The 20,504-nt window shown below is 73.8% G+C and carries 15 protein-coding genes; 8 read left to right on the top strand and 7 right to left on the bottom strand.

Features of this window, described 5'->3' with window-relative positions:
• Positions 1–55 precede the first annotated feature (55 nt).
• A complete protein-coding gene (locus ACIBQ8_RS09870) occupies positions 56–601 on the top strand; it encodes a TetR/AcrR family transcriptional regulator (RefSeq protein WP_397163891.1) in 546 nt (181 codons plus the stop codon).
• Here ACIBQ8_RS09870 and ACIBQ8_RS09865 read toward each other — a convergent pair.
• The 5 genes from ACIBQ8_RS09865 to ACIBQ8_RS09845 all read right to left on the bottom strand — a co-directional run bounded on the left by ACIBQ8_RS09865 (position 539) and on the right by ACIBQ8_RS09845 (position 8,558).
• Complete coding sequence (locus ACIBQ8_RS09865) at positions 539–2,020, bottom strand: wax ester/triacylglycerol synthase family O-acyltransferase (protein WP_397174986.1); 1,482 nt, start codon at positions 2,018–2,020, stop codon at positions 539–541. The genes ACIBQ8_RS09870 and ACIBQ8_RS09865 overlap by 63 nt on opposite strands.
• 178 nt (positions 2,021–2,198) lie before the next feature.
• Positions 2,199–3,272 carry a sulfite oxidase gene (locus tag ACIBQ8_RS09860; RefSeq protein ID WP_397191719.1) on the bottom strand — a complete coding sequence of 358 codons (1,074 nt, stop codon included), beginning with the start codon at positions 3,270–3,272 and terminating at the stop codon, positions 2,199–2,201.
• A 172-nt stretch (positions 3,273–3,444) separates the two neighbouring features.
• Complete coding sequence (locus ACIBQ8_RS09855) at positions 3,445–4,275, bottom strand: hypothetical protein (RefSeq protein WP_397191718.1); 831 nt, start codon at positions 4,273–4,275, stop codon at positions 3,445–3,447.
• Between the two features lie 1,568 nt (positions 4,276–5,843).
• The gene (gene polX / locus ACIBQ8_RS09850) at positions 5,844–7,523 is read right to left on the bottom strand and encodes a DNA polymerase/3'-5' exonuclease PolX (protein ID WP_397191717.1); all 1,680 of its coding nucleotides are present in this window, start codon (positions 7,521–7,523) and stop codon (positions 5,844–5,846) included.
• A 54-nt stretch (positions 7,524–7,577) separates the two neighbouring features.
• Positions 7,578–8,558 (bottom strand): aldo/keto reductase, encoded by a 981-nt coding sequence (locus ACIBQ8_RS09845; RefSeq protein ID WP_387650221.1) that lies wholly within the window; start codon positions 8,556–8,558, stop codon positions 7,578–7,580.
• Between the two features lie 183 nt (positions 8,559–8,741).
• Here ACIBQ8_RS09845 and ACIBQ8_RS09840 point away from each other — a divergent pair, with 183 nt between their 5' ends.
• The 6 genes from ACIBQ8_RS09840 (at position 8,742) to ACIBQ8_RS09815 (ending at position 18,133) form a co-directional block, all read left to right on the top strand.
• Positions 8,742–9,872 (top strand): sensor histidine kinase, encoded by a 1,131-nt coding sequence (locus ACIBQ8_RS09840; protein WP_397174993.1) that lies wholly within the window; start codon positions 8,742–8,744, stop codon positions 9,870–9,872.
• Positions 9,873–9,999: 127 nt separating this feature from the next.
• Complete coding sequence (gene lanKC / locus ACIBQ8_RS09835) at positions 10,000–12,555, top strand: class III lanthionine synthetase LanKC (RefSeq protein WP_397191716.1); 2,556 nt, start codon at positions 10,000–10,002, stop codon at positions 12,553–12,555.
• A gap of 3 nt (positions 12,556–12,558) precedes the next feature.
• A complete protein-coding gene (locus tag ACIBQ8_RS09830) occupies positions 12,559–12,690 on the top strand; it encodes a SapB/AmfS family lanthipeptide (protein ID WP_352327332.1) in 132 nt (43 codons plus the stop codon).
• Between the two features lie 69 nt (positions 12,691–12,759).
• Entirely contained in the window at positions 12,760–14,424 is a 1,665-nt protein-coding gene (locus tag ACIBQ8_RS09825) for an ABC transporter ATP-binding protein (protein ID WP_397191715.1), read from the top strand.
• On the top strand, positions 14,421–16,127 hold the full coding sequence (locus ACIBQ8_RS09820) for an ABC transporter ATP-binding protein (protein ID WP_397191714.1): 1,707 nt from the start codon (positions 14,421–14,423) through the stop codon (positions 16,125–16,127). The genes ACIBQ8_RS09825 and ACIBQ8_RS09820 overlap by 4 nt, the downstream gene beginning before the upstream one ends.
• Positions 16,124–18,133, top strand: coding sequence for a prolyl oligopeptidase family protein (locus ACIBQ8_RS09815; RefSeq protein ID WP_397191713.1), 2,010 nt, complete (start codon positions 16,124–16,126; stop codon positions 18,131–18,133). The genes ACIBQ8_RS09820 and ACIBQ8_RS09815 overlap by 4 nt, the downstream gene beginning before the upstream one ends.
• A 28-nt stretch (positions 18,134–18,161) precedes the next feature.
• Here ACIBQ8_RS09815 and ACIBQ8_RS09810 read toward each other — a convergent pair whose 3' ends face one another.
• Entirely contained in the window at positions 18,162–18,770 is a 609-nt protein-coding gene (locus tag ACIBQ8_RS09810) for a response regulator (RefSeq protein ID WP_397175002.1), read from the bottom strand.
• A gap of 144 nt (positions 18,771–18,914) precedes the next feature.
• Here ACIBQ8_RS09810 and ACIBQ8_RS09805 point away from each other — a divergent pair, with 144 nt between their 5' ends.
• The gene (locus ACIBQ8_RS09805; RefSeq protein ID WP_397175003.1) at positions 18,915–19,403 is read left to right on the top strand and encodes a carboxymuconolactone decarboxylase family protein; all 489 of its coding nucleotides are present in this window, start codon (positions 18,915–18,917) and stop codon (positions 19,401–19,403) included.
• A gap of 56 nt (positions 19,404–19,459) precedes the next feature.
• Here the strand turns inward: ACIBQ8_RS09805 and ACIBQ8_RS09800 are convergent, their stop codons facing one another.
• Positions 19,460–20,497 carry a zinc-dependent alcohol dehydrogenase family protein gene (locus tag ACIBQ8_RS09800; protein WP_397175005.1) on the bottom strand — a complete coding sequence of 346 codons (1,038 nt, stop codon included), beginning with the start codon at positions 20,495–20,497 and terminating at the stop codon, positions 19,460–19,462.
• Between the last annotated feature and the right edge of the window lie 7 nt (positions 20,498–20,504).

The raw sequence follows: 20,504 nt of genomic DNA, 5'->3' as shown, positions 1-20,504 counted from the left end.
GCTCTCGCCCCGGCGGGATGGCGATGAAGTCGCAGGTGACGCTAGGGTGCGAGCTGTGTCGATCGGTGACGCGCGCACGCGCATCCTGGACGCGGCCGAGGAACTGTTCGCGGGCAGCGGCTACGAGGCCACGCCGACCGCGGTGATCGCCCGGCTCGCGAGAGTCCCCAAGGGCCTGATCTTCCACTACTTCCCGCGGAAGATCGACGTGCTCGTCGCGCTCGTCGACGAGCGCACCCTGGTCGAGGAGGGCCGCGAGGTCGACGCCGTGCCCGGCGACCCGGCCGGCACGCTGGCCCGGCTGGCGCGCGGGCTGCCGCTGCGGGCCTCACCGGCGATGCGGCGCATCCTGTTCCGCGAGGCCGACACGCACGGCTCGGTCAAGGAGCGGCTCGGCAGGCTCAACGGCGAGCTGATCAGCAGGGCCAGGTTCGCCCTGGAGCTGGCCCTGCCCGGCACACGCGGCGACGCGGCCCGCCTGGAGGTGGCCGCGGCGACGTTCGCCGCCGTGCTGCTCTACCAGGAGAACCTCTGCCAGCTAACCGGTCACCAGATCGACCCCGACGCCGTCGCCGAACTCATCGCCCACGCCCTCGGCTAGCAACTCGTCGAGGGCGTCGCGCAGGTGGGCGAGCAGGCCCCACACGTCGTCCACGCGCTCGGGGCAGGCCACGATGCCGAAGTCGAGCATGCCGTCGTAGGAGAAGCAGGTGATGTTCACGCCGCCGGACAGGTCGGTCAGCACCGACAGCGGATAGTAGGCCAGCACCCGGCCGCCGCACATGTAGAGCGGGAACTGCGGGCCAGGCACGTTGCTGATGATCAGGTTGATCGGCGGGAACGCCGTCCCGGCCAGCCGGAAGATCGCCGGGGTGGCCAGGCTGGTGACCGGCGCGGGCAGCAGCGAGCACAGCTCGCCGAGCCAGCTCGCCGGCGCCAGGGCGAAGCGCCGCTTGGCCCTGCTCATGGTCTCGCCGACCGCCCGCAGCCGTTCCCCGGCGTCGGGGACGTTCGTCGGCATCGGCGCCACCATGGCCGAGATCTGGTTCCCGACCACGTCCGTGGCCCCGCCCGTACGCACCGACACCGGCACGGCCACCACCAGCGGCTCGGCGGGCAGCGCGTCCCGTTCGTCCAGCCATGACCGCAGCGCCGAGGTGCACAGTGCCATCACCACGTCGTTGACGCTGATGCCGTTGGCCTTGGCGACCTTCTTGACCTCCTTCAGCGGCACCGACCCGAACGACAGCTCGCGCCGCGCGCTGATCGGCCCGTTGAACGGCGTGCGCGGCGCGGTCAGCCCCGGCAGCTCGGGGCGCTGTTTCTGGTCGCCGGTCACCAGCCGGGCGGCCCTGGCGATCGCCTGCGCGCCGGGCAGCGCGCCGGCCAGCGGGATCGCGTCGAGGTCGCCCGCGGCCCTGACCACCGAGCGGGCGGCGCGCACCGGATGGGTGAGCGAGCGCACGGCGGCCCCGGCCAGCATCTCCATCAGGCCCGGCGGGTCCTGCCGCGGCGGCGCCGGGCGCGGCCCGCGGTCCCGGACGCCCTCCGGCGTCAGGTCGAGCAGGGTCGCCAGGGTCTCCGCGCCCGACACGCCGTCGATGGCCGCGTGGTGCACCTTCGTGTAGACCGCGACCCGGCCGCCCGCCAGCCCCTTGATCAGGTGCATCTCCCACAGCGGACGCGACCGGTCGAGCCGGCGCTCGTGGATCGCGGCCACCGCCCCGGCCAGCGCGGCGTCGTCGCCGGGCGCCGGCAGCGTCGTCTCGAACAGGTGGTTGGCCAGGTCGAAGTCCGGGTCGGCGCACCAGTAGGGACGGTCGAGCCCGAACGGCACCTCGACCAGGCGCAGGCTGAGCGCGGGGGAGAGGTGGACGCGGTCCAGCAGCAGCTCGGCCAGCGCGTCCCGGTCCACCGCGCCGCCGGCCGGGTCGAGGACCGCCAGCCCGGCGACGTGCGCCGCGGTGGTCTCGGACTCGACATGGAGGAACTGGGCGTCCAACGGGGTCAGCTGGCGCATCTGCTCTCCCTTCTCCGTTGCGTTCTTCGACGAAAGCTTCGATGACTGCTTCGTCTTGTGCGAAAGCCTCGCACGGTGTCATTTCCGTAACGTTTCCGCGAGAGTCTTTCAGATGAAATGCACACCTCCGAACCACCTTCTGATGAACGGCCAGCTCAGCCGTGTTCGTGACACTTACCTATCCGTTGACCACCTGCACCGGATGCCGCACGACCGCGTCGAAGGAGTAGCCGAAGGGGTGCTTGGGCGTGCGCAGCGGCTGGGTGGCGCCCGTCTCGTCGGTGGCCCTGGCCATCAGCACGGCGGGCCCGGTGTGCTTCGGCGCCCACTGGACATGCCACGGCAACCACGCCCCGACCAGGTGCGGGCCGTGGTGCTCGGCCGGGTGCCAGGACTGCCCGCCGTCGAAGCTGACCTCGACCGCGACGATCCGCCCGCGCCCCGACCACGACCGGCCGCGCAGCACGTGCGGCCCCGGACGGCCGCGCCAGGCGTGCGGGCCGCGGATCGGCAGCCGGGCGTCCCAGGGCAGCTCGAAGGCGCTCTTCACGGGCTGCGCCGCGACGTCCCGGTAGAAGACGGTGTTCCACGGCGTGAACAGCTTGGCGGTCGACACCTCGATGTCCCCCAGCCACTTGATGGAGGCGATCCCCACCCACCCCGGCACCACCAGCCGGGCCGGGAACCCGTGGTCGGGCGGCAGCGGCCGGCCGTTCATCTCGTACGCCACGAGCACGTCGCGCACCGCCTTGGCGACGGGCAGCGGGCGGCGGACGTGGCCGTGGTCCTCGAAGGGCGCGTCGAGGCCGGTGGGCAGCACGTCCACGGCCTCGGGACGCAGGCCCGCCTCGGCGAGCAGGTGGCGCAGCGGCACGCCGCGCCACCGCGCCACGCCGACGGCCCCCAGGCCCCACTGGGTGCCGGGCGCGGGGTCGCCCTGCTGGGTGCCGTAGAACGCGCGGCCGTTGCCGGCGCACTCGATGGCCACGTCGTGGGTGCGCGAGGGCATCGACAGCAGCTCGTCGTAGGTGAAGGCGCGCGGCCCGCGCAGCCCGGCGCCGTGCAGGTGGAGCTGCCAGCCGGCGGCGTCGATCAGCGGGGTGGAGGTGTGGTTCCTGACGAAGAAGCGGTCGTTCGGCGTGTGGTAGCCGACCCCGGACATCGCCTCCCACCGCATCTCCGCGTTCCCGTCGTGGACCCGGAACAGGTGGTCGGGCAGCGGTTTGACGATCGTCGCCGCGACTTGCTTCATGGGAGCCACCTCTCGCAAGACGTATTTCCTACCTGGAAACCATTTAATCTCCTCGCGCTGTCTCCGCGTGCGCGTGCTTGCCGAATGCTGTCCCGATCCTGGGACCGTTCCAGCCGTACGAAGACCTACCCAGCGGCACGGGTGCGGCAACCGTGCCTTTCGGGGTGGTTCGTCAGCGCGTCCGGACGAGTGCGGAGAAGGGCTCGCCGGCGTTCAACCTGGCCACCAGGGCGAGCAGGCCGGCACGGCCGCCGTTCCCGTCCAGCCAGCGGCTCACCTGGCAGGCCGATTTGGCGTACGTGGCGGGGTCGGCGCTCGCCGTGCGCAGCCACTCCTCCAACGTCACCGGCAACGGCCCGGACGGCGCCACCAGACAACGGTCCTGCACTGAGCCGGGGGGCGGAGGGCGGTCCTGCGTGGAGTCGGGGGTCGGGTGGCGGTCCTGTTGTGTGGGCTCGGGGGTCGGGTGGCGGTCAGGCGTGGACGCCGGGGCCGGGTGGTGGTTGGGCGCGGGCTCGGGGGCCAGGTAGCGCGGGTCGCCGGAGACCACCACCGCGAGCCCCTCGTCGAACCACTGCGGCACCTCGGCGGAGGAGGCCAGCCTGGCGTGCAGCTCGACGTGGGACATCTCATGGGAGGCGATCACCGGGTCGAGGCCGCGCGGCGAGAGCATGACCGACCGGTTGAGCACCGCGACGCCGCGCTCCTGGCCGCCGCCGATGCGCCGGTAGCACGCCTCGGTGAGGCAGACCAGCAGGCCGGGGGAGCTCAGGCGGCCGCCGTAGAAAGCGGTGACCCGGCGGGCGGCCTGGTCGGCCACCTCGCGAACGCGCTCACGCTGGGCGGGGGTCAGGCCGTCCTCGACGTACACTCCCGGGCTCAGCTCGGTCAGGCCGTAGCAGCCGGGGCAGGTGGTGGCGGCCAGCGAAGGGTAGGCCAGCGCCACCCCGCCGACGGCGGCGATCACCAGCCCGGCCAGCGCGACCACGACGACCTTCCACACGCGCCGCGCCCGACGCCCCGTCGTTGAGCGCGAAGCGGGCGCCCCGACGGGACCCACCGGCGACGCGGCCTCGGTGGGACCGACCGGCGACGTGGCCTCGGTGGGACCGACCGGCGACCCGGCGGTGGTGGGATCGGCAGGCGACGTGGCGCCGGTGGGGCCGACCGGCGCCCCGGCGGCGGTGAGAGTGGCAGGCGACCCGGCAGTGGTGGGATCGACGGACGCCCCGGCAGCGTTAGGGCCGACCGGCGTCTCGGTGGGAGTGGGATCGGCAGGCAACTTAGTGGCGGGATCGTTGCTGAAACAACCGGCGGTGGCGGTAGGGCCAGCCGGATCGCGCGGTGGCCCGGCGGAGTCGGCGGGCCGAGGCGCAGAGGCCGGGTCCGGGGCTGCGGGGGGTGGGGGCTGGTTGTCCTCCATCGCCGTCCAAGCTAGCGAAGCAACAGAATCCCCGCGCACCCCACCACCACCGAACCCGCCCTGCCACCCGCCGCCACCGGACGGGCCCTGGTCAGCGGCCATCGGACCTGCCCGGCCACGGGACCCGCCGTGGCGTCGGTGGGCATCGGGGCGGGACCTGGTGCCCGCCGCCATCGAATGGGCCCTGGCGCCGGCGGCCATTGGGCGGCCCCTGGCGCTCCCGTCATCGGACCCGCCCTGGCGTCGGCGGGCATCGGACGGGTGCTGACGCCCGCCCTCACAGGACGGGCGCTGGCGCCTGTTCGCCGGGCCGAGTGCTGTGCACGCCATTGGGCAGCCCCTGACACGCAGAGAGGTCTTCCGTGTGTCGTCCGCAGGAGGGGCCGATGGCCACGCCGACGGAGGGCTATGCGTACGCCGCATGCCAGGAGTCCCGGCGCATGCCGCCCGTGAGGTAAGCCGCGCGGACGCCGCCCGGGGGACGGACGCTGTCCCGGAAGTGGGGCTGTGCGTGTGCCGTTTTCGGGTGACGTCGTGCGTACGTCGCTGGAAGGGCGTGCGTGCGCCGGATGCCGGAGGGGCCGTGCGAGCGCTGCCCATGGGGAGGTGTGCGGGTGTATGTGTCCGGCGTGCCGGACGGGGCTGCGTGCGTGCCCCGCAGGGGCCGTGGCTTCGTCATCCGTCAGAGCCACTGTGTGCGCCGTCCGTAAAGGGGGCTTTGCGTGCTGCTCGCCGGGCGTTGCGCGGGCGGACGCGGCCCGCGTCGAGGTGGGTGGCGCCCACGTCGGCATGCGGATCGGCGCGCCCTGCGTCGGGGCGCCGGTCGGGCGCGGCCCGCACCCAGCGCAGGCCGCACCCGAGCCTCGACGGGGGCATCCGCCGCAGATGGTCGCGCCCCTTCTTCAGGAACGGGCATCCACCAGAATTCTGCTCTCAGCATCCGGACTTAACACCATAAATCGGTACATTTGCCGCAACCTTGGAGCACGCTCGCCCCTGGATCGCGGGCCCACACCCACCCCGTGCGGCCCCGCGCCGGGACGGTTGCCGTCCGCGCTGGGCGTGCCCAAGGCGGGCCGCCCATCCCCTAACGCGACCCACACCCCAGCGCGGACAGCGCCCGGCCCCCCGCCGGGGACGGGTGGCGGTCAGCGGCCGAGGAAGGCGAGGAGGCGGGGGAGGGGCCAGGTGTTGATGACGTCGTCGGTCGTCAGCCAGGCGCGCTGCGCTATCCCGACCCCGAACCGCTGGTGGGCCAGGTGGGGGATCGCGTGCGAGTCGCTGTCGATGGAGAACTTCACCCCGTGGTGCTTGGCCAGCCGCACCAGGTCGGACGGCAGGTCGGAGCGGTCGGGATAGGAGTCGATCTCCATCGCGGTGCCCGTACGGGCGGCCGCGCGGAAGACGGCGTCCCAGTCGGCGTCGACCGGCGGGCGCTTGCCGATCTTCCGGGTGGTCGGATGGCCGATGATGTCCACGTACGGGTTCTCGCAGGCGGCGATGAACCGGCGGGTCATCTCCTCCCGGGACATGCCGAAGTGCGAGTGGACCGAGGCCACGCACACGTCGAACTCGCGCAGCACCTCGCCCGGCCAGTCGACCGACCCGTCGGGCGCGATGTTGAGCTCCGACCCGTGCAGGATGCGCATGTGCGGATACTTCTTCTGCAGCTCGGCCACCCGCCCGCGCTGCTCCAGCGCCTTGTCCAGGGTCATGCGCTGCATGGCCAGGTCGGGCGCGTGGTCGGTGACCGCGTAGTAGGAGTAGCCGCGCGCGGCGCCGGCGGCCACCATGTCCTCCAGGGAGGCGATGCCGTCGGTGAGGTCGGTGTGGGTGTGCAGGTCGCCCTTGAGGTCGGCCAGCTCCACCGGCACCGGCAGCTCGCCGCGCAGCGCCGCCTTGACCTCGCCGCCGTCCTCGCGCATGGGCGGCGGCACGAACTGCATGCCGAGCGCCTCGTAGATGTCCTCCTCGGACTCGGCGGCGATCACCCGCTCGCCCTCGAACAGCCCGTACTCGGACAGCTTCCAGCCCTTCTTCACCGCCATCTCCCTGATGGCCACGTTGTGCTCCTTGGAGCCGGTGAAGTACTGCATCGCCGCGCCCCACGACCCGGCCGGGATCAGGCGCAGGTCGACCTGGACGCCGGAGGTGGTGCGGATCGAGGTCTTCTTCTCGCCCGCGGCGATCACGTCGGCGACGTAGGGCTGCGCGCGGAAGTCGGCCATGATCGACTCGGGCGCCACCGCCAGGATGTCGATGTCGCCGATCGTGTCCTTCATCCGCCGCAGCGACCCCGCGTACGCGACCCGCTCGGCCTTGAGCGAGCCGATGACCTGCTCGGCCAGCGCCATGGCGACGCCGATGTGCACCCGGCGGCCCGACTGCTCAAGCTGCTCGATGCCCTTGAGCAGGTTGGCCAGGGTCTTGGGGCCGAGGCCCTTGACGCCGTCGAGCCGGCCGGAGGTGATGGCCTCGCCCAGCGCCACCGTGGAGTCGATGCCGTAGTCCTCGAACAGCATGATGGCCGTCTTGGGGCCGAGCGTGGGCACCCGGGTGAGCCGCCGCACGCCCTCGGGCACGCGGCCCCGCAGGTCGTCGAGCTGCCGGAAGCTGCCGCGCTGGAGGAACTCCTCCATCTTCTTGGCGATGGCCTCCCCGACGCCGGGGACGCCGCGCACGTCGACCTCCGAGATGTCCTCGGGGAACCCGGCGATCGCCTTGGCCGCCTTCTGGTAGCTCCGCACCCGGAAGGCGTCGCCACCGCTCAGCGCGAACAGCTCCGCGTATTCCTGCAGCGCCGCCGCCGCCTCCTCATTTGCCCGCATGCCCCTACCTTAGGATCTCCGACCGACAGGATCTCCGGCCGGCGATCCCGGGGCTCAGAACTTGACCTCCCGCGGCCGGTACGGCTCGGCCAGGAAGGCCAGCTCCTTGTCCGACAGCTCCACCCCGACGGCCGCCACGGCGTCGTCCACGTGCCCGTCCTTGGTGGCCCCGACGATCGGCGCGGTGACGCCGGGCTGGTGCAGCAGCCAGGCCAGGGCGATCTGGGCCGGCGGCAGCTCCCGCTCGGCGGCGAGCTGGGCGACCCGGTCGAGGATGCGCCGGTCGTTGTCGGGGTCGTACAGGAAGTCGATGCGCGCGTCGGAGCCGGTCCTGGCGGTCGCCGAGGCCGCCGGGCCGGCCGCGCCCGCCCTGGCCAGCACGCCGCGCGCGAGCGGGCTCCACGGGATCACGCCCACGCCCTGGTCGGCGCAGAGGGGCAGCATCTCGCGCTCCTCCTCGCGGTAGAGCAGGTTGTAGTGGTTCTGCATCGAGACGAACCGCGTCCAGCCGTTGGCCTCGGCGACGTGCTGGGCCTTGGCGAACTGCCAGGCCCACATCGTGGACGCGCCGATGTAGCGGGCCCGGCCCGACCTGACCACCTCGTGCAGCGCCTCCATGGTCTCCTCGATGGGCGTCTCGTCGTCCCACCGGTGGATCTGGTACAGGTCCACGTAATCGGTGCCGAGCCGGGCGAGCGAGGCGTCGACGGCCGCGAGGATGTGCTTGCGCGACAGGCCGCCGTCGTTGGCGCCCCTGCCCATCGGGAAATAGACCTTGGTGGCCAGCACGTAGTCCTCGCGGCGGGGGAAGATCCGGCGCAGCACGGCGCCGGTGACGACCTCGCTCTGGCCGCGGCTGTAGATGTCGGCGGTGTCGAAGAACGTCACGCCCGCGTCGGCGGCCCGCCGGATGATCGGCTCGGCCTGCTCCTCCGGCAACGCCCATTCCTGACGGGCCGGATCGCCGTAGCTCATCATCCCCAAACAGATGCGAGAAACTTTCATACCCGTGGTGCCAAGTCGCATGTAATCCATACCGACACCCTATGACTGATATGAACTGCCTAACCCCTTGTGGGGTGGGAAGTCAGCGTGTCCGGAAGCGGCCTCGGTCTTTACATAAGGTCGCGGTGTCAGGTCGATTAGAGGAACGAGGGAGCGGTGAGCGCACTCGCCACGCGTACTGTCCCGTCACGTCAACCGCACACCGGGGGTGAGGTGGACGCCACACACCGTGGCCCGGCGCCTCGATTACGTTCCAAGGCGCGCGTCCTGGCCTCGCCCGGCTGGGCCGGCGGGCTCGGCCTGGTGGCCGGGGGCGTCGGGCTGGTGATCCCGGTGCAGGCCGGGCTGGCCGGTGCGGGGCTGGTGGTCGAGGGGTCGGTGGCGCTGGCCGTCCTGCTCACGCTGCACGTCAGGTTCGTGCTGGAGGAGCCCGCGCGCCGCGCCGGATCGTGGTGGCTGGTGGCCGTCCAGGCGTGGCTCACGTACGTGCCGCTCGCGGTGCTCGGGCCGGCCTGGACGCCGGTGTGCGGGCTGCTGGCCGGCGCGCTGCTCGTGGTCGCGTCCCGGATCAGGTCGGTGGTGCTGGTGGCGCTGGCGCTGTCGTGCGGGCCGGTGCTGCTGGCCGCGCCGGGCTCCTGGCAGGTGGAGCCGGTGTGGGCGCTGGTCACCCCGCTGATCGGCGTCGTGGAGTTCGCGCTGCTGAGCCTGCTGGCCCGGGTGCGCCGGCTGTCGGGGGCCCGTACCGACGTCATGCGCCAGGCCGTGACGCTGGAGCGCCGCCGCTTCACCCGCGACCTGCACGACCTGGTCGGGCACCGGCTGACCGTCCTGACGCTGAAGGCGCAGCTCATCCAGCGCCTGGTGGCCGAGGGCGACGAGAAGGCCCGGCAGGAGGTGGGCGAGACGCTCGAGCTGCTGCGCGACCTGTCGGCCGACGTCCGGGCCGTCGCGCACGGCCGCCTGCGCAGCTCCTCGCTGGCGGCCGAGCTGGGCTCGGCGCGGGCGCTGCTGGAGTCGGCGCGGGTGCGCTGCCAGATCAGGGTGGCCTGCCGTGACCTGCACCCCGACGTGGAGGAGGCGCTCACGCACGCGCTGCGCGAGGGGGTGACGAACGTGCTGCGGCACGCCGAGGCCGGGCAGTGCTGGATCCAGCTCATGGAACGCGACAATGTGGTCCGCCTGTCCATCAGGAACGACGGCGTACGCCCGCCGCGCCGGCCGGGAGACGCCGGTCAGGGCCTGCTCAACCTGGCCGAACGCGTCTCGGCGCTGGGCGGCTGGCTGGAGGCGTCCACCTCGCGCAGCGGGGAATTCTCGTTCAGCGTTTATGCCCCGCGCAGATAATTACCTTTTGTGAAAAACGCATCAAAGCACATTCCATAGCCATATATGGCGCATGTTGCGTGTTACTAGTCCGGCCCGGCGCGGGTGCGGCAGGCTCTAACCACACCGCCTCGGAGGGCCGCGCCAAATGGACAAGTACGAGCTCTACTGCCTTGTGGACCAGTGTTTCTACGACACTCCCGACCACAGCACGGCGGCGGACGTCGACTTCGCCCAGCTGCGCCGGCCCGTCCCCGACGGCTGGGCCCACGACCTCAGCGACACCTGGGCGTACTACATGCCCACCGGCGAGGCGCCCCTGCCGACCCAGGGCTGGAAGATCCACGTGTCGGCCCGCGTCGAGGACGCCGAGAAGGTCGTCGACACCGTGTGGGACTACTGCGTGCCCCGCGGGGTCGCCTTCAAGTTCCTGCGCGGCCCGGCGGTGCTGGTCATGGTCAACTCCAAGGCCGCCTCCCGGGCCTCCAGCGGCAAGCTGGTCACCATCTACCCCCGGGACGAGGGGCAGCTCGAACTCGTGCTCAAGGAGCTCGACGAGCTGCTGCGCGGCGTCGAGGGGCCGTACATCCTGAGCGACCTGCGCTACGGCGACGGGCCGATGTTCGTCCGGTACGGCGGGTTCGCCGAGCGGCACTGCCTGTCCCCGTCCGGGGAGCGGGTGCTGGCCGTCGAGGACGGCGACGGCAAGCTGATCCCCGACGTGCGCGGCGCGACCTTCTCGGTGCCGCCCTGGACGACGCTGCCCGAGTTCCTCGAACCCCACCTGGCCGCGCGCAACGCGGTGACCATGGAGGGGCTGCCGTACCGGATCGAGAGCGTGCTGCACTTCTCCAACGGCGGCGGCGTCTACCTGGCCCGCGACACCCGCACCGACGAACGGGTGGTGCTCAAGGAGGCCAGGCCGCACGCCGGCCTCGACGTGGCCGGCCGGGACGCGGTCGCCAGGCTCGAACACGAGCGCGACATGCTGCGCCGCCTGGCCGGCCTGCCCGCCGCCCCCGAGCTGCGCGACTACTTCAGCATCGGCGGCCACCACTTCCTCGTCCAGGAGTTCGTGGACGGCACCCCGCTCCAGCGGCGGCTGGTGCGCCGCTTCCCGCTGACCCGCGCCACCTGCGACGAGCAGGATCTCGCCGACTACACCGCCTGGGCCACCACGACCCTGCACAGCGTCGAGGAGGCCGTCGAGTCGCTGCACGGACGCGGTGTCGTCTTCGGCGACCTGCACCCCGACAACATCCTGCTCACCCAGGACGGCCGGGTCGTGCTCATCGACTACGAGGTCGCCACCCTGGCCGCGGACCGGGCCAGGGCCGCGCTGGCCCATCCCGCCTTCGCCGCCCCGCGCGACCGCCACGGCGTCGAGGTCGACCGGTACGCGCTGGCCTGCCTGCGCTTCGCCCTGTTCGCCCCGCAGTGCACGATCATGCTGCCGATCCACCGGCCGAAGATCGTCCATCTCGCGCGGATCGTCAAGGAGACCTTCCCCGTCCCCGGTGCCTTCATGGACGCCGCCGCCGCGACCATCGCGGGTGACCAGGCCGTGGAGACCCCCGTGCCGATGCCGGGGACGGCCACCTGGGCCGAGCTGCGGGAGGCGATGTGCCGGGCCATCCAGGCCGCCGCGACCCCCGAGCGCGACGACCGCCTCTTCCCCGGCGACGTCGCCCAGTTCAAGCCCGGCGGCGGCCTCAACGTGGCGACCGGCGCGGCCGGCGTGCTGCTCGCCCTGTCGGCCACCGGCCTCGGGCCCTTCCCGGAGTACGAGACCTGGCTGCGCGAGCGCGCCCTGCGCCCCGCCCCCGGCTCCGGCATCGGCCTGTACGACGGCCTGCACGGCATCGCCCACGTCCTCGACCGGCTCGGGCACCGCCAGGACGCGCTCGACGTCGTCGACATCGCCCTGCGCGAGCAGTGGGAACGCATGGAGACGGCCCTGCACTCCGGATTGTCCGGCATCGGCCTGAACCTCCTGCGCCTCGGCCGGACCGAGCCCGCCCTGACCGGGCACGCCATGCGCGCGGTGGACATCTGCGCCGACCGCCTCGGCGGCCCCGAGGACGTGCCCGAGATCAGCGGCGGCGACAACCCCAGAGCCGGCCTCATGTACGGCTCGTCCGGCTCCGCCCTGCTCTTCCTGCACGCCTACGAGCACACCGGCGACCGGGCGCTGCTCGACCTGGCCGAGATCGCGCTCAGGCAGGACCTGCGGCGCTGCCGGGCCTCGGAGGACGGCTCGCTCCAGGTGAACCAGGGCTGGCGGATGCTGCCCTACCTGGACGAGGGCTCCGTGGGCATCGCCATGGTGCTCCGACGCTATCTCGCGCACCGCGACGACGACGAACTCGCCGCCGAGCTGGACCGGCTCAAGCTGGTCGCCCGCTCCGGGTTCTTCGTCCAGCCGGGGCTGTTCACCGGCCGCGCGGGCATCATCGCGGCGCTCGCCGGAGATCCGGTGGCCCGCGAGCTGATCAAGGGGTTGACCTGGCACGCCATCCCGTACGGCGGCGGCCTGGCCTTCCCCGGCGACGGGCTGTTGCGCCTGTCCATGGATTTCGCGACCGGTACGGCCGGCGTGCTGTTCGCCCTCGGGGCGGTGCTGGGAGACCAGCCGGCACGCCTGCCGTTCCTGGAGGCCGCACCAGAGCGGCCTGCGCATGATCAACCGCGGAAGGAGGTGTAGAACATGGTTCTTCTCGACCTGCAGGGTCTGGAGGCTCCCGCGGCCAGCGACGTGGCCAGCGGCGGCAGCTCGCTCACTGCTCTCACGTGTCACTCGGGTCACCCGAGCAACCTCAGTGTCGCTCTCTGCCACTGATAGCTGACAGGGTCCCCGCGCCGTTTCGTGGTGGCGCGGGGACCTCTCGAGTCCGAAGGAGGCCGGCAGGTGGGACCGGGAGACCGCCTGGTGACGGACGCCGTACGGCGCTGCGGCCCGTGGCCCGCCGTGCTGGCGCTCACCGCCGTCGCCGGCGCGGCCGGTGAGCTGGCCGTCCCGTTCCTCGTCGGCCGCACGCTCGACCTGCTCCTCGCCCGCTCGCCGGCGGCCGTCACCGCCCTGGCGCTGTGCGCGGGCGTGGTCGCCGTGGTGGTGCTCTGCGAGAGCCTCGGCGGCTGGGCCAGAGGGGCGAGCAGCGCGTACGCGGCCGCCCGGCTGCGGCTCGGCGTGCTGCGGCACGTGCTCGGCGTCGGCCGGGCCGCCACCCGCCGCTTCCCCGAGGGCGACCTCGTCACCCGGGCCGGGCTGAACGCCGAGGAGGCCGGACGCGCCCCCGAGACGGTCACCGGCGCCCTGGCCCTGCTGGTGCCGACCGTCGGCGCCCTGGTCGCGCTCACCCTCATCGATCCGCTGCTGACCCTCACCCTCGCCGCCGGCATCGTCCTCATCGTGTTCGTCCTGCGCGCCTTCCTGCGCGCCACGACCGTCATCTCCGGCGGCTACCAGGAGGTCCAGGGCGAGATCGCGGCCCGCCTCGTGGACGCCCTCGACGGCGCCCGCACCATCGCCGCCGCCGGGACCGCCGGCCAGGAGGCCCGGCGCGTGCTGGCGCCCCTGCCCCGGCTGCGCGAGCACGGCATGGCCCTGTGGCGTGCGAACGCCTCCGCCGGGGTCCGGTCGGGGCTGATGATCCCGCTGCTGGAGGTCGCCGTGCTGGCCGCCGGGGGGTTCATGCTGGCCGCCGGGCGGCTCACCGTCGGCGACCTGTACGCCGCCGCCCGCTACGCCGCCCTCGGGGCCGCGCTCAGCACCTCGCTCGGTTACGTCGGCGGCCTGGCCAGGGCGCGGGCCGCCGCCGCCCGCGTCGCCGACGTCCTCACCCTGCCCCCGGTCCGCCACGGATCGCGCGCGCTGCCGCCCGGCCCCGGCACGGTCGAGTTCCGCGACGTCGCCGCGGACGGGCTCACCGTGGGCGACCTGACGATCCCCGGCGGCACGGTCACCGCCGTCGTGGGACGGTCGGGCTCCGGCAAGTCCCTGCTGGCCGCGCTCGCCGGCCGCCTGGCCGACCCCGCGCGCGGGGACGTGCTGCTCGACGGCGTCCCGCTGCGGGAGCTGACCCGCGACGGCCTGCGCTCGGCCATCGGCTACGCCTTCGAGCGGCCGGTGCTGGTCGGCGACACCGTCGGCGAGGCGATCGGCGCCGTCCCCGGCTCCCAGGAGGGACGTGAGGCCACCCTGGCGGCGCGCGCCGACGGGTTCGTCCGCCGGCTGCCCGCCGGTTACGACACGCCGCTGGCCGAGACGCCCATGTCCGGCGGCGAACGGCAGCGGCTCGGCCTGGCCAGGGCGTTCGCCCGCGGGGATCGGCTGCTGGTGCTCGACGACGCCACCTCCAGCCTGGACACCGTCACCGAACGCGAGGTCAGCCGGGCGCTCACCGGCGACCCCCGGGGCCGCACCCGCCTGATCACCGCCCACCGCCTGGCCACCGCCGCCCGCGCCGACCAGGTCGTCTGGCTGGAGGAGGGCCGGGTGCGCGCCGCCGGCCCGCACGAGGTGCTGTGGCGCGACCCCGCCTACCGGGCCGTCTTCCAGGAGGCCCGCCCATGACCCCCGGCTCCGGCGTCCCCGCGGTCCCCGGCGCGGCGGCCGGGTTCCGGCGGGCGCTCGTCCGCGACCCGCGGCGGCTGGTCGCCATCCTGCTCTGGTCGGTGCTGGAGGCCGCGCCCGCCTTCCTGGTCGGGCACGCCGTCGCCCGCGCCATCGAGGACGGCTTCGCCCGCGCCCGGCCGCTGACCGGGCTGGCCTGGCTGGCGGCGCTCGGCGTGGCGTGGCTGGTCTCGGCCGTCGGCGCCCGCCAGGTGGTGCTGGCCGTGGCCGCCGTGGCCGAGCCGTTCCGCGACGACCTCCTGACGCGGGTGGTGCAGGGAGCGCTGCGCCGCCCGCTCGACGAGCGGCCCGACAGCGCGGCCACCGCGCGGGCCGGGCTCCAGGTCGAGCTGGCCAGGGACGCCTTCGCCGCCGTGGTCACGACGGTCAGGGGGTTCGCGTTCACGCTGGTCAGCGTGGTGCTGGGGCTGCTGACGCTGGCGCCGGGCACGCTCGTGCTGGTGCTGCCGCCGTTCGCGGCCGGGCTGGCGTTCTTCCTGGCCTCGCTGCCCGCGCTGGCCCGGCGGCAGCGCGCGTTCCTGCTGGCCGACGAGGAGCTGGCCCGGTCGATGACCGCGACGGCCGCCGGGCTGCGCGACATCGAGGCGTGCGGCCTGCAGGACCGCGAGGACGCGCGGCTGGCCCGCCAGGTCGGCGAGCAGCGCGACGCCGCGCGCGCCCTGGCCAGGGTGACCGCGGTGCGCACCGCCGCGCTGGCCGTCGGCGGCTGGCTGCCCGTCGTCCTGCTGCTCGCCGGCACGCCCTGGCTGCTCGACGGCGGCGCCCGGCCCGGCGTGATCGTCGGCGCGCTGGCCTACGTCACCCAGTCGCTGGCCCCCGCGCTCGGCGGGCTCGTCCAGGGGCTCGGGGTGAGCGGCGTGCGGCTCGTGGCCACGCTGCGCCGCATCGCCGCCGCCGCGCCGCCGCAGCCGCCGTCCCCGCCCAAGGTCCGTCCGTCCGGCGGCGGCGTCACGCTGCGGTCGGTCACCTTCGCCTACGGCCCGCACTCGGCGCCGGTCCTGGACCGCCTCGACCTCACCGTCCCCGAGGGCGACCACCTGGCCGTCGTCGGCCCGAGCGGCGCGGGCAAGTCGACGCTCGCCGCCCTGCTCAGCGGCATCCTGCGGCCCGGCGAGGGGGAGGTGCTGATCGGCGGCGTGCCCGCCGACCGCGCCGACCCCGCCGCCCGCGTGCTCATCCCCCAGGAGGCGTACGTCTTCCGCGGCACGCTGCGCGACAACCTCGCCTACCTCGCGCCCGGGTCCGGCCGCCTGGACGAGGCCGTGGCCGCCCTGGGCGCCACCGAGCTGGTCGAGAGCCTGGGCGGGTACGACGCCACGCTGGACCCGGCGGCGCTGTCGGCCGGGCAGCGCCAGCTCCTCGCCCTCGTCCGCGCCCACCTGACCCAGGCCCCGCTGATCATCCTGGACGAGGCCACCTGTCACCTCGATCCCGCCGCCGAAGCCCTGGCCGAGAACGCCTTCGCGGCCAGAGGCGGCACGCTCGTCGTGGTCGCGCACCGCCTCACCTCCGCGCTGCGCGCCCGCCGCGTCCTGCTCATGGACGGACCCCGGATCACGATCGGCACGCACGACGAGCTGATCCGGGTCTCGCCCCTGTACGCCGACCTGGCCGGCCACTGGCAACCGGAGCCCGTGTCATGACATTTGCAGACGAATACCCGCCCGCCGAACGTCAACCGGTCACCGACCGCCTCCACGGGCGCGACATCCCCGACCCGTACCGCTGGCTGGAGGACCCCCTCGACCCGCGGACCGGGGAATGGCTGGCCGCGCAGGACCGGCTGTGGCGGGAGGCCGCCGCGCGCCTGCCCGACCGCGAGCGCTTCCTGACCCGGCTCACCGAGCTGAGCGTCACGGGCCTGGTCACCCCGCCCGTGTGGCGCGGCGGCCGGCGCTTCCACCTGCGGCAGACCGGCTGCCAGGAGCACCCGGTCCTGTACTGCGACGACCGGCCCTTCCTGAACCCGGCCGACCGCGACCCCACCGGCCTGACCACCCTGGACGACTGGCAGCCCGACCCGCAGGGCCGCCTGGTCGCCTACCAGCTCTCGCGCAGCGGCGACGAGAAGGCCGACCTGTACGTCGAGGACGTCGACACCGGCAAGCTCGTGGACGGCCCCATCGGCGGCTGCCGCTACTCCCCGGTCGCCTGGCTGCCCGGCGGCGAGGGCTTCTACTACGTGCGCTTCCACGAGGGCGTGCACCTGCACCGGCTCGGCGTCCCCGACGACGTCCCCGTCCTGACCGGCGGGCCGGTCTCCTACGGCGTGCAGCTCAGCGCGGACGGCCGCTGGCTGACGATCTCCGCGGGCGGCACGGCCGGCAACTCGCTCTGGCTGGCGGACCTGGCCGGCGGCGACCCGGCCCGGCCGCAGCTGCGGGTCGTCCAGGAGGGGGCGCACGTCCGCACGGCGGGCGCGGTGGCCTCCGACGGCCGCCTGTACCTGCTCACCGACCGCAACGCCCCCCGGCGCCGGCTGTGCGTGGCCGACCCGGCCGAGCCCGAGGTGTGGCGCGAGCTGGTCCCCGAGGACCCCCGGGCGGTGCTCGGCGCGTTCACCCTGCTGGACGGCGACCGCCTGCTGGTCTCCAGGACCCGCCACGCGGTCGGCGAGATCGCCGTGCACGACGCCAGGACGGGGGAGCGGCTGGGCGAGGTGCCCCTGCCCGGCAGCGGCTCGATCGCCTCGCTCAGCTCCCGCCCCGAGGGCGGCCACGAGGCCTGGTTCACCTACACCGACGCCGTCACCCCCGCCGAGATCTGGCGCTACGACGCCCGCACCGGCGCCGCCACCCTGTGGGCCGCCCCGCCCGGCCGCGTCGCGCTGCCCGACGTGCAGAGCCACCACGTCGAGTACACCTCGGCCGACGGCACCCCCGTGCGCATGGTCGTGGTCGCGCTCTCCTCCGGCTCCGGCCCCCGCCCGGCGATACTCAACGGCTACGGCGGCTTCGGCATCCCCCTCATGCCCGGCTACGCGGCCGACTCGCTGGCCTGGGTGGAGTCGGGCGGCGTGCTGGCCATCGCGAACCTGCGCGGCGGCGGCGAGGAGGGCGAGTCCTGGCACCGCGACGGCATGCTGGAACGCAAGCAGAACGTCTTCGACGACTTCGTCGCCGCGGCCGAGAAACTGATCGCCGACGGCTGGACGACCCCGCAGCAGCTCGGCATCTGGGGCGAGTCGAACGGCGGCCTGCTCGTCGGCGCGGCCCTCACCCAGCGCCCCGACCTGTTCGCCGCCGCCGTCTGCTCGGCCGGGCTGCTGGACATGGCCCGCTACCACCTCAGCGGCCTCGGCCCGTCCTGGACCGGCGAGTACGGCGACCCCGCCGACCCCGACCACCTGGCCTGGCTGATGGCGTACTCGCCCTACCACCACGTCCGGCCGGGCGCCGGCTACCCGGCGACGCTGTTCACCGTCTCGGCCGCCGACACCCGGGTGGACCCGATGCACGCCCGCAAGATGTGCGCGGCCATGCAGTGGGCCCAGCGGGGCCAGGGGGCTCAGGGAGCCCAGCGGGCCGGTTCCCGTCCCGTCCTGCTGCGTCACGAGCGCGACGTCGGCCACGGTGCCCGCGCCGTCAGCCGGTCCATCGCGCTCGCCGCCGACGTCCTGGCCTTCCTGGCCGCCCACACCCGTCCCTGAGCGGGCGGGCGGTGACAACGGAGGGAGGTCAGATCCAGCCGGACTCGCGGGCGATGCGGATGGCGTCGATGCGGCTGCGCGCGCCGAGCTTGGCCGTCGTCCGGCACAGGTAGTTCCGGACCGTTCCCTCGGCCAGGAACAGCGACGCGGCGATCTCGCCGATGGAGGCGCCGTCGGCCGCCGCGCCGATCACGTCCAGCTCGCGGGGGGTGAGCGGCGGCTCCGGCGGGCGCATGGCCGCGATGGCCAGCTCCGAGTCGATGACCCGCTCGCCGTCGGCGACCCGGCGGATGGCGTCGGCCAGCCGCTCCGGCGGCGCGTCCTTGGCCATGAACCCCCGTACGTGCACCTCCAGCGCCTGCTTCAGCAGCCCGGGGGTGCCGACGCCGGTCAGGATCAGCACGCCGCAGTCGGGCAGCTTGTCGTGCAGCTCGCCGGCGGCGGCGAGCCCGTCCATGCCCGGCAGGGCGATGTCGAGCACCGCCACGTCCGGACGGCACGACTGGGCGGCGGCCAGGATGCGGTCGCCCCGCTCGACTTCGGCGACGACCTCGATGTCCTCCTCATAGGCCAGCAGCGCCACGAGCGCCCCTCGTACCAGGTTCATGTCCTCAGCGAGCAACGTTCGAATCACCATGGGGTCCTTGCGGTCGACCAGGCTTGCAACGTCCTGCGGGCCACTCAATCCTGACGTAAAGCCCGCACTGTGGAAAGTCCTCCTAAGTGACGGTAAAGCCGCCGCCGCACAAGTGGACGCTCATTTTGGGGAATGCTCATGGCCATGAAGCCTCGAGTGAAGCCCCTGCCTCCTGCGGAATGGGACGACTTTCAGCAGGCGAACCCCCAGAACGTGTTCACGACGCTGGGCCGGCACCCCGCGCTCTACGAAGGCTGGCTGCGCTTCGGCGGCGCGCTGCTCAACGGCGCACTGCCGGCCCGCGACCGCGAGCTGGCCATCCTGCGCACCGCCTTCCACAGCGGCAGCGCCTACGAATGGGCCCACCACGCCCGCATCGCCCGCGAGGTCGGCCTGACCGACGTGGAGATCGAGTCGGTCCGCCAGCTCGACGCCCTCTGGCCGGTCGAGGACCGCCTGGTGTTACAGGTGGCCGACGACCTCCACTACGCGGGCGACCTCACCGACGCCACCTGGGCGGCCCTGTGCGACCGCTACGACGAGGTGTGCAGGATCGAGCTGGTCGTCCTCGTCGCGCACTACGCCATGCTGGCGCTGGTGCTCAGGACGTTCGGCGTGCAACTGGAGGAATGAGCTCTCGCCCGCCCGTACGCGCCCCGGCTCTCACCCGCCCGTACGCGCCCCGGCTCTCACGCGCCCGCCCGCGGCAGGATCATCGTCACGCCCGGGACCGAGCCGATCGAGGCCAGCGCCTTGCCCGCGTCGGCCAGGCCGATCGTCCGGGTGACGAGCTGGTCGGGGTGCAGGATCCCGGCCCTGATCAGCTCCAGCATGGGCGGGTAGGCGTGCGCGGCCATGCCGTGGCTGCCGAGCAGCCGCAGCTCGTGGCCGATCACGCGGTCCATCGGCACCGGCGTCGCGCCGCCCGGCAGCAGGCCGACCTGGACGTGCCGCCCCCGCCTGCGCAGGCTCTCGACCGAGGCCGCGCACGTGCGGGGGCTGCCCAGCGCGTCGAGCGAGACGTGCGCGCCGCCCCTGGTCAGCTCCCTGACCTGGGCCGCCGCGTCGCCGGCCGAGCCGTTGACGAAGTGCGTGGCCCCGGCCAGCTCGGCCAGTTCCAGCGCGTCGCCGCTGATGTCCACGGCCACCACCCGCGCCCCGGACGCCGCCGCGATCATCACCGCCGACAGCCCGACCCCGCCGCAGCCGTGCACCGCCACCCACTCGCCCGGACGCACCTCGCCCACCTGGACGACCGCCCGGAAGGCGGTGGCGAAGCGGCAGCCGAGCCCGGCGGCGGTGGCGTAGGCCATCTCCTCGGGGATCGGGACGAGGTTGACGTCGGCGTGGTCGACGGCCACGTACTCGGCGAAGGAGCCCCAGTGGGTGAAGCCCGGCTGGGTCTGCCGCTCGCACACCTGCTGCTCGCCCGTCGCGCAGGCCGCGCAGGCGCCGCAGGCGCAGACGAACGGCACGGTGACCCGCGCCCCCGGCAGCCAGCCGCGCACGTCGGGGCCCACGGCCTCGATCACGCCCGCCAGCTCGTGGCCGGGCACGTGGGGGAAGACCTTGATGTCGGGGTCGTGCCCCTGCCAGCCGTGCCAGTCGGAGCGGCACAACCCGGTCGCCTCGACCCGGATCACCGCCCCGCCGGGCGCGGGGGTGGGATCGGGCAGCTCGCGCAGGTCGAGCTCCCCACCGAAGACGTCAAAGGCAACCGCTCGCATCTCATGA

It is taken from the genome of Nonomuraea sp. NPDC049646 (assembly GCF_044465525.1).
Lineage (GTDB): Bacteria > Actinomycetota > Actinomycetes > Streptosporangiales > Streptosporangiaceae > Nonomuraea.
Note: the sequence above shows the minus strand (reverse complement) of the source record. Positions and strands in the feature narration are given on the sequence as shown.

What these genes read in the sequence shown, in the direction of transcription:
- ACIBQ8_RS09810 (WP_397175002.1), bottom strand. Translation starts at nt 18,770, where the DNA reads ATGGTGATTCGAACGTTGCTCGCTGAGGACATGAACCTGGTACGAGGG.
- polX (WP_397191717.1), bottom strand. Translation starts at nt 7,523, where the DNA reads ATGCGGGCAAATGAGGAGGCGGCGGCGGCGCTGCAGGAATACGCGGAG.
- ACIBQ8_RS09815 (WP_397191713.1), top strand. Translation starts at nt 16,124, where the DNA reads ATGACATTTGCAGACGAATACCCGCCCGCCGAACGTCAACCGGTCACC.
- ACIBQ8_RS09845 (WP_387650221.1), bottom strand. Translation starts at nt 8,558, where the DNA reads ATGGATTACATGCGACTTGGCACCACGGGTATGAAAGTTTCTCGCATC.
- ACIBQ8_RS09805 (WP_397175003.1), top strand. Translation starts at nt 18,915, where the DNA reads ATGAAGCCTCGAGTGAAGCCCCTGCCTCCTGCGGAATGGGACGACTTT.
- ACIBQ8_RS09800 (WP_397175005.1), bottom strand. Translation starts at nt 20,497, where the DNA reads ATGCGAGCGGTTGCCTTTGACGTCTTCGGTGGGGAGCTCGACCTGCGC.
- ACIBQ8_RS09830 (WP_352327332.1), top strand. Translation starts at nt 12,559, where the DNA reads ATGGTTCTTCTCGACCTGCAGGGTCTGGAGGCTCCCGCGGCCAGCGAC.
- ACIBQ8_RS09860 (WP_397191719.1), bottom strand. Translation starts at nt 3,272, where the DNA reads ATGAAGCAAGTCGCGGCGACGATCGTCAAACCGCTGCCCGACCACCTG.
- lanKC (WP_397191716.1), top strand. Translation starts at nt 10,000, where the DNA reads ATGGACAAGTACGAGCTCTACTGCCTTGTGGACCAGTGTTTCTACGAC.
- ACIBQ8_RS09820 (WP_397191714.1), top strand. Translation starts at nt 14,421, where the DNA reads ATGACCCCCGGCTCCGGCGTCCCCGCGGTCCCCGGCGCGGCGGCCGGG.
- ACIBQ8_RS09865 (WP_397174986.1), bottom strand. Translation starts at nt 2,020, where the DNA reads ATGCGCCAGCTGACCCCGTTGGACGCCCAGTTCCTCCATGTCGAGTCC.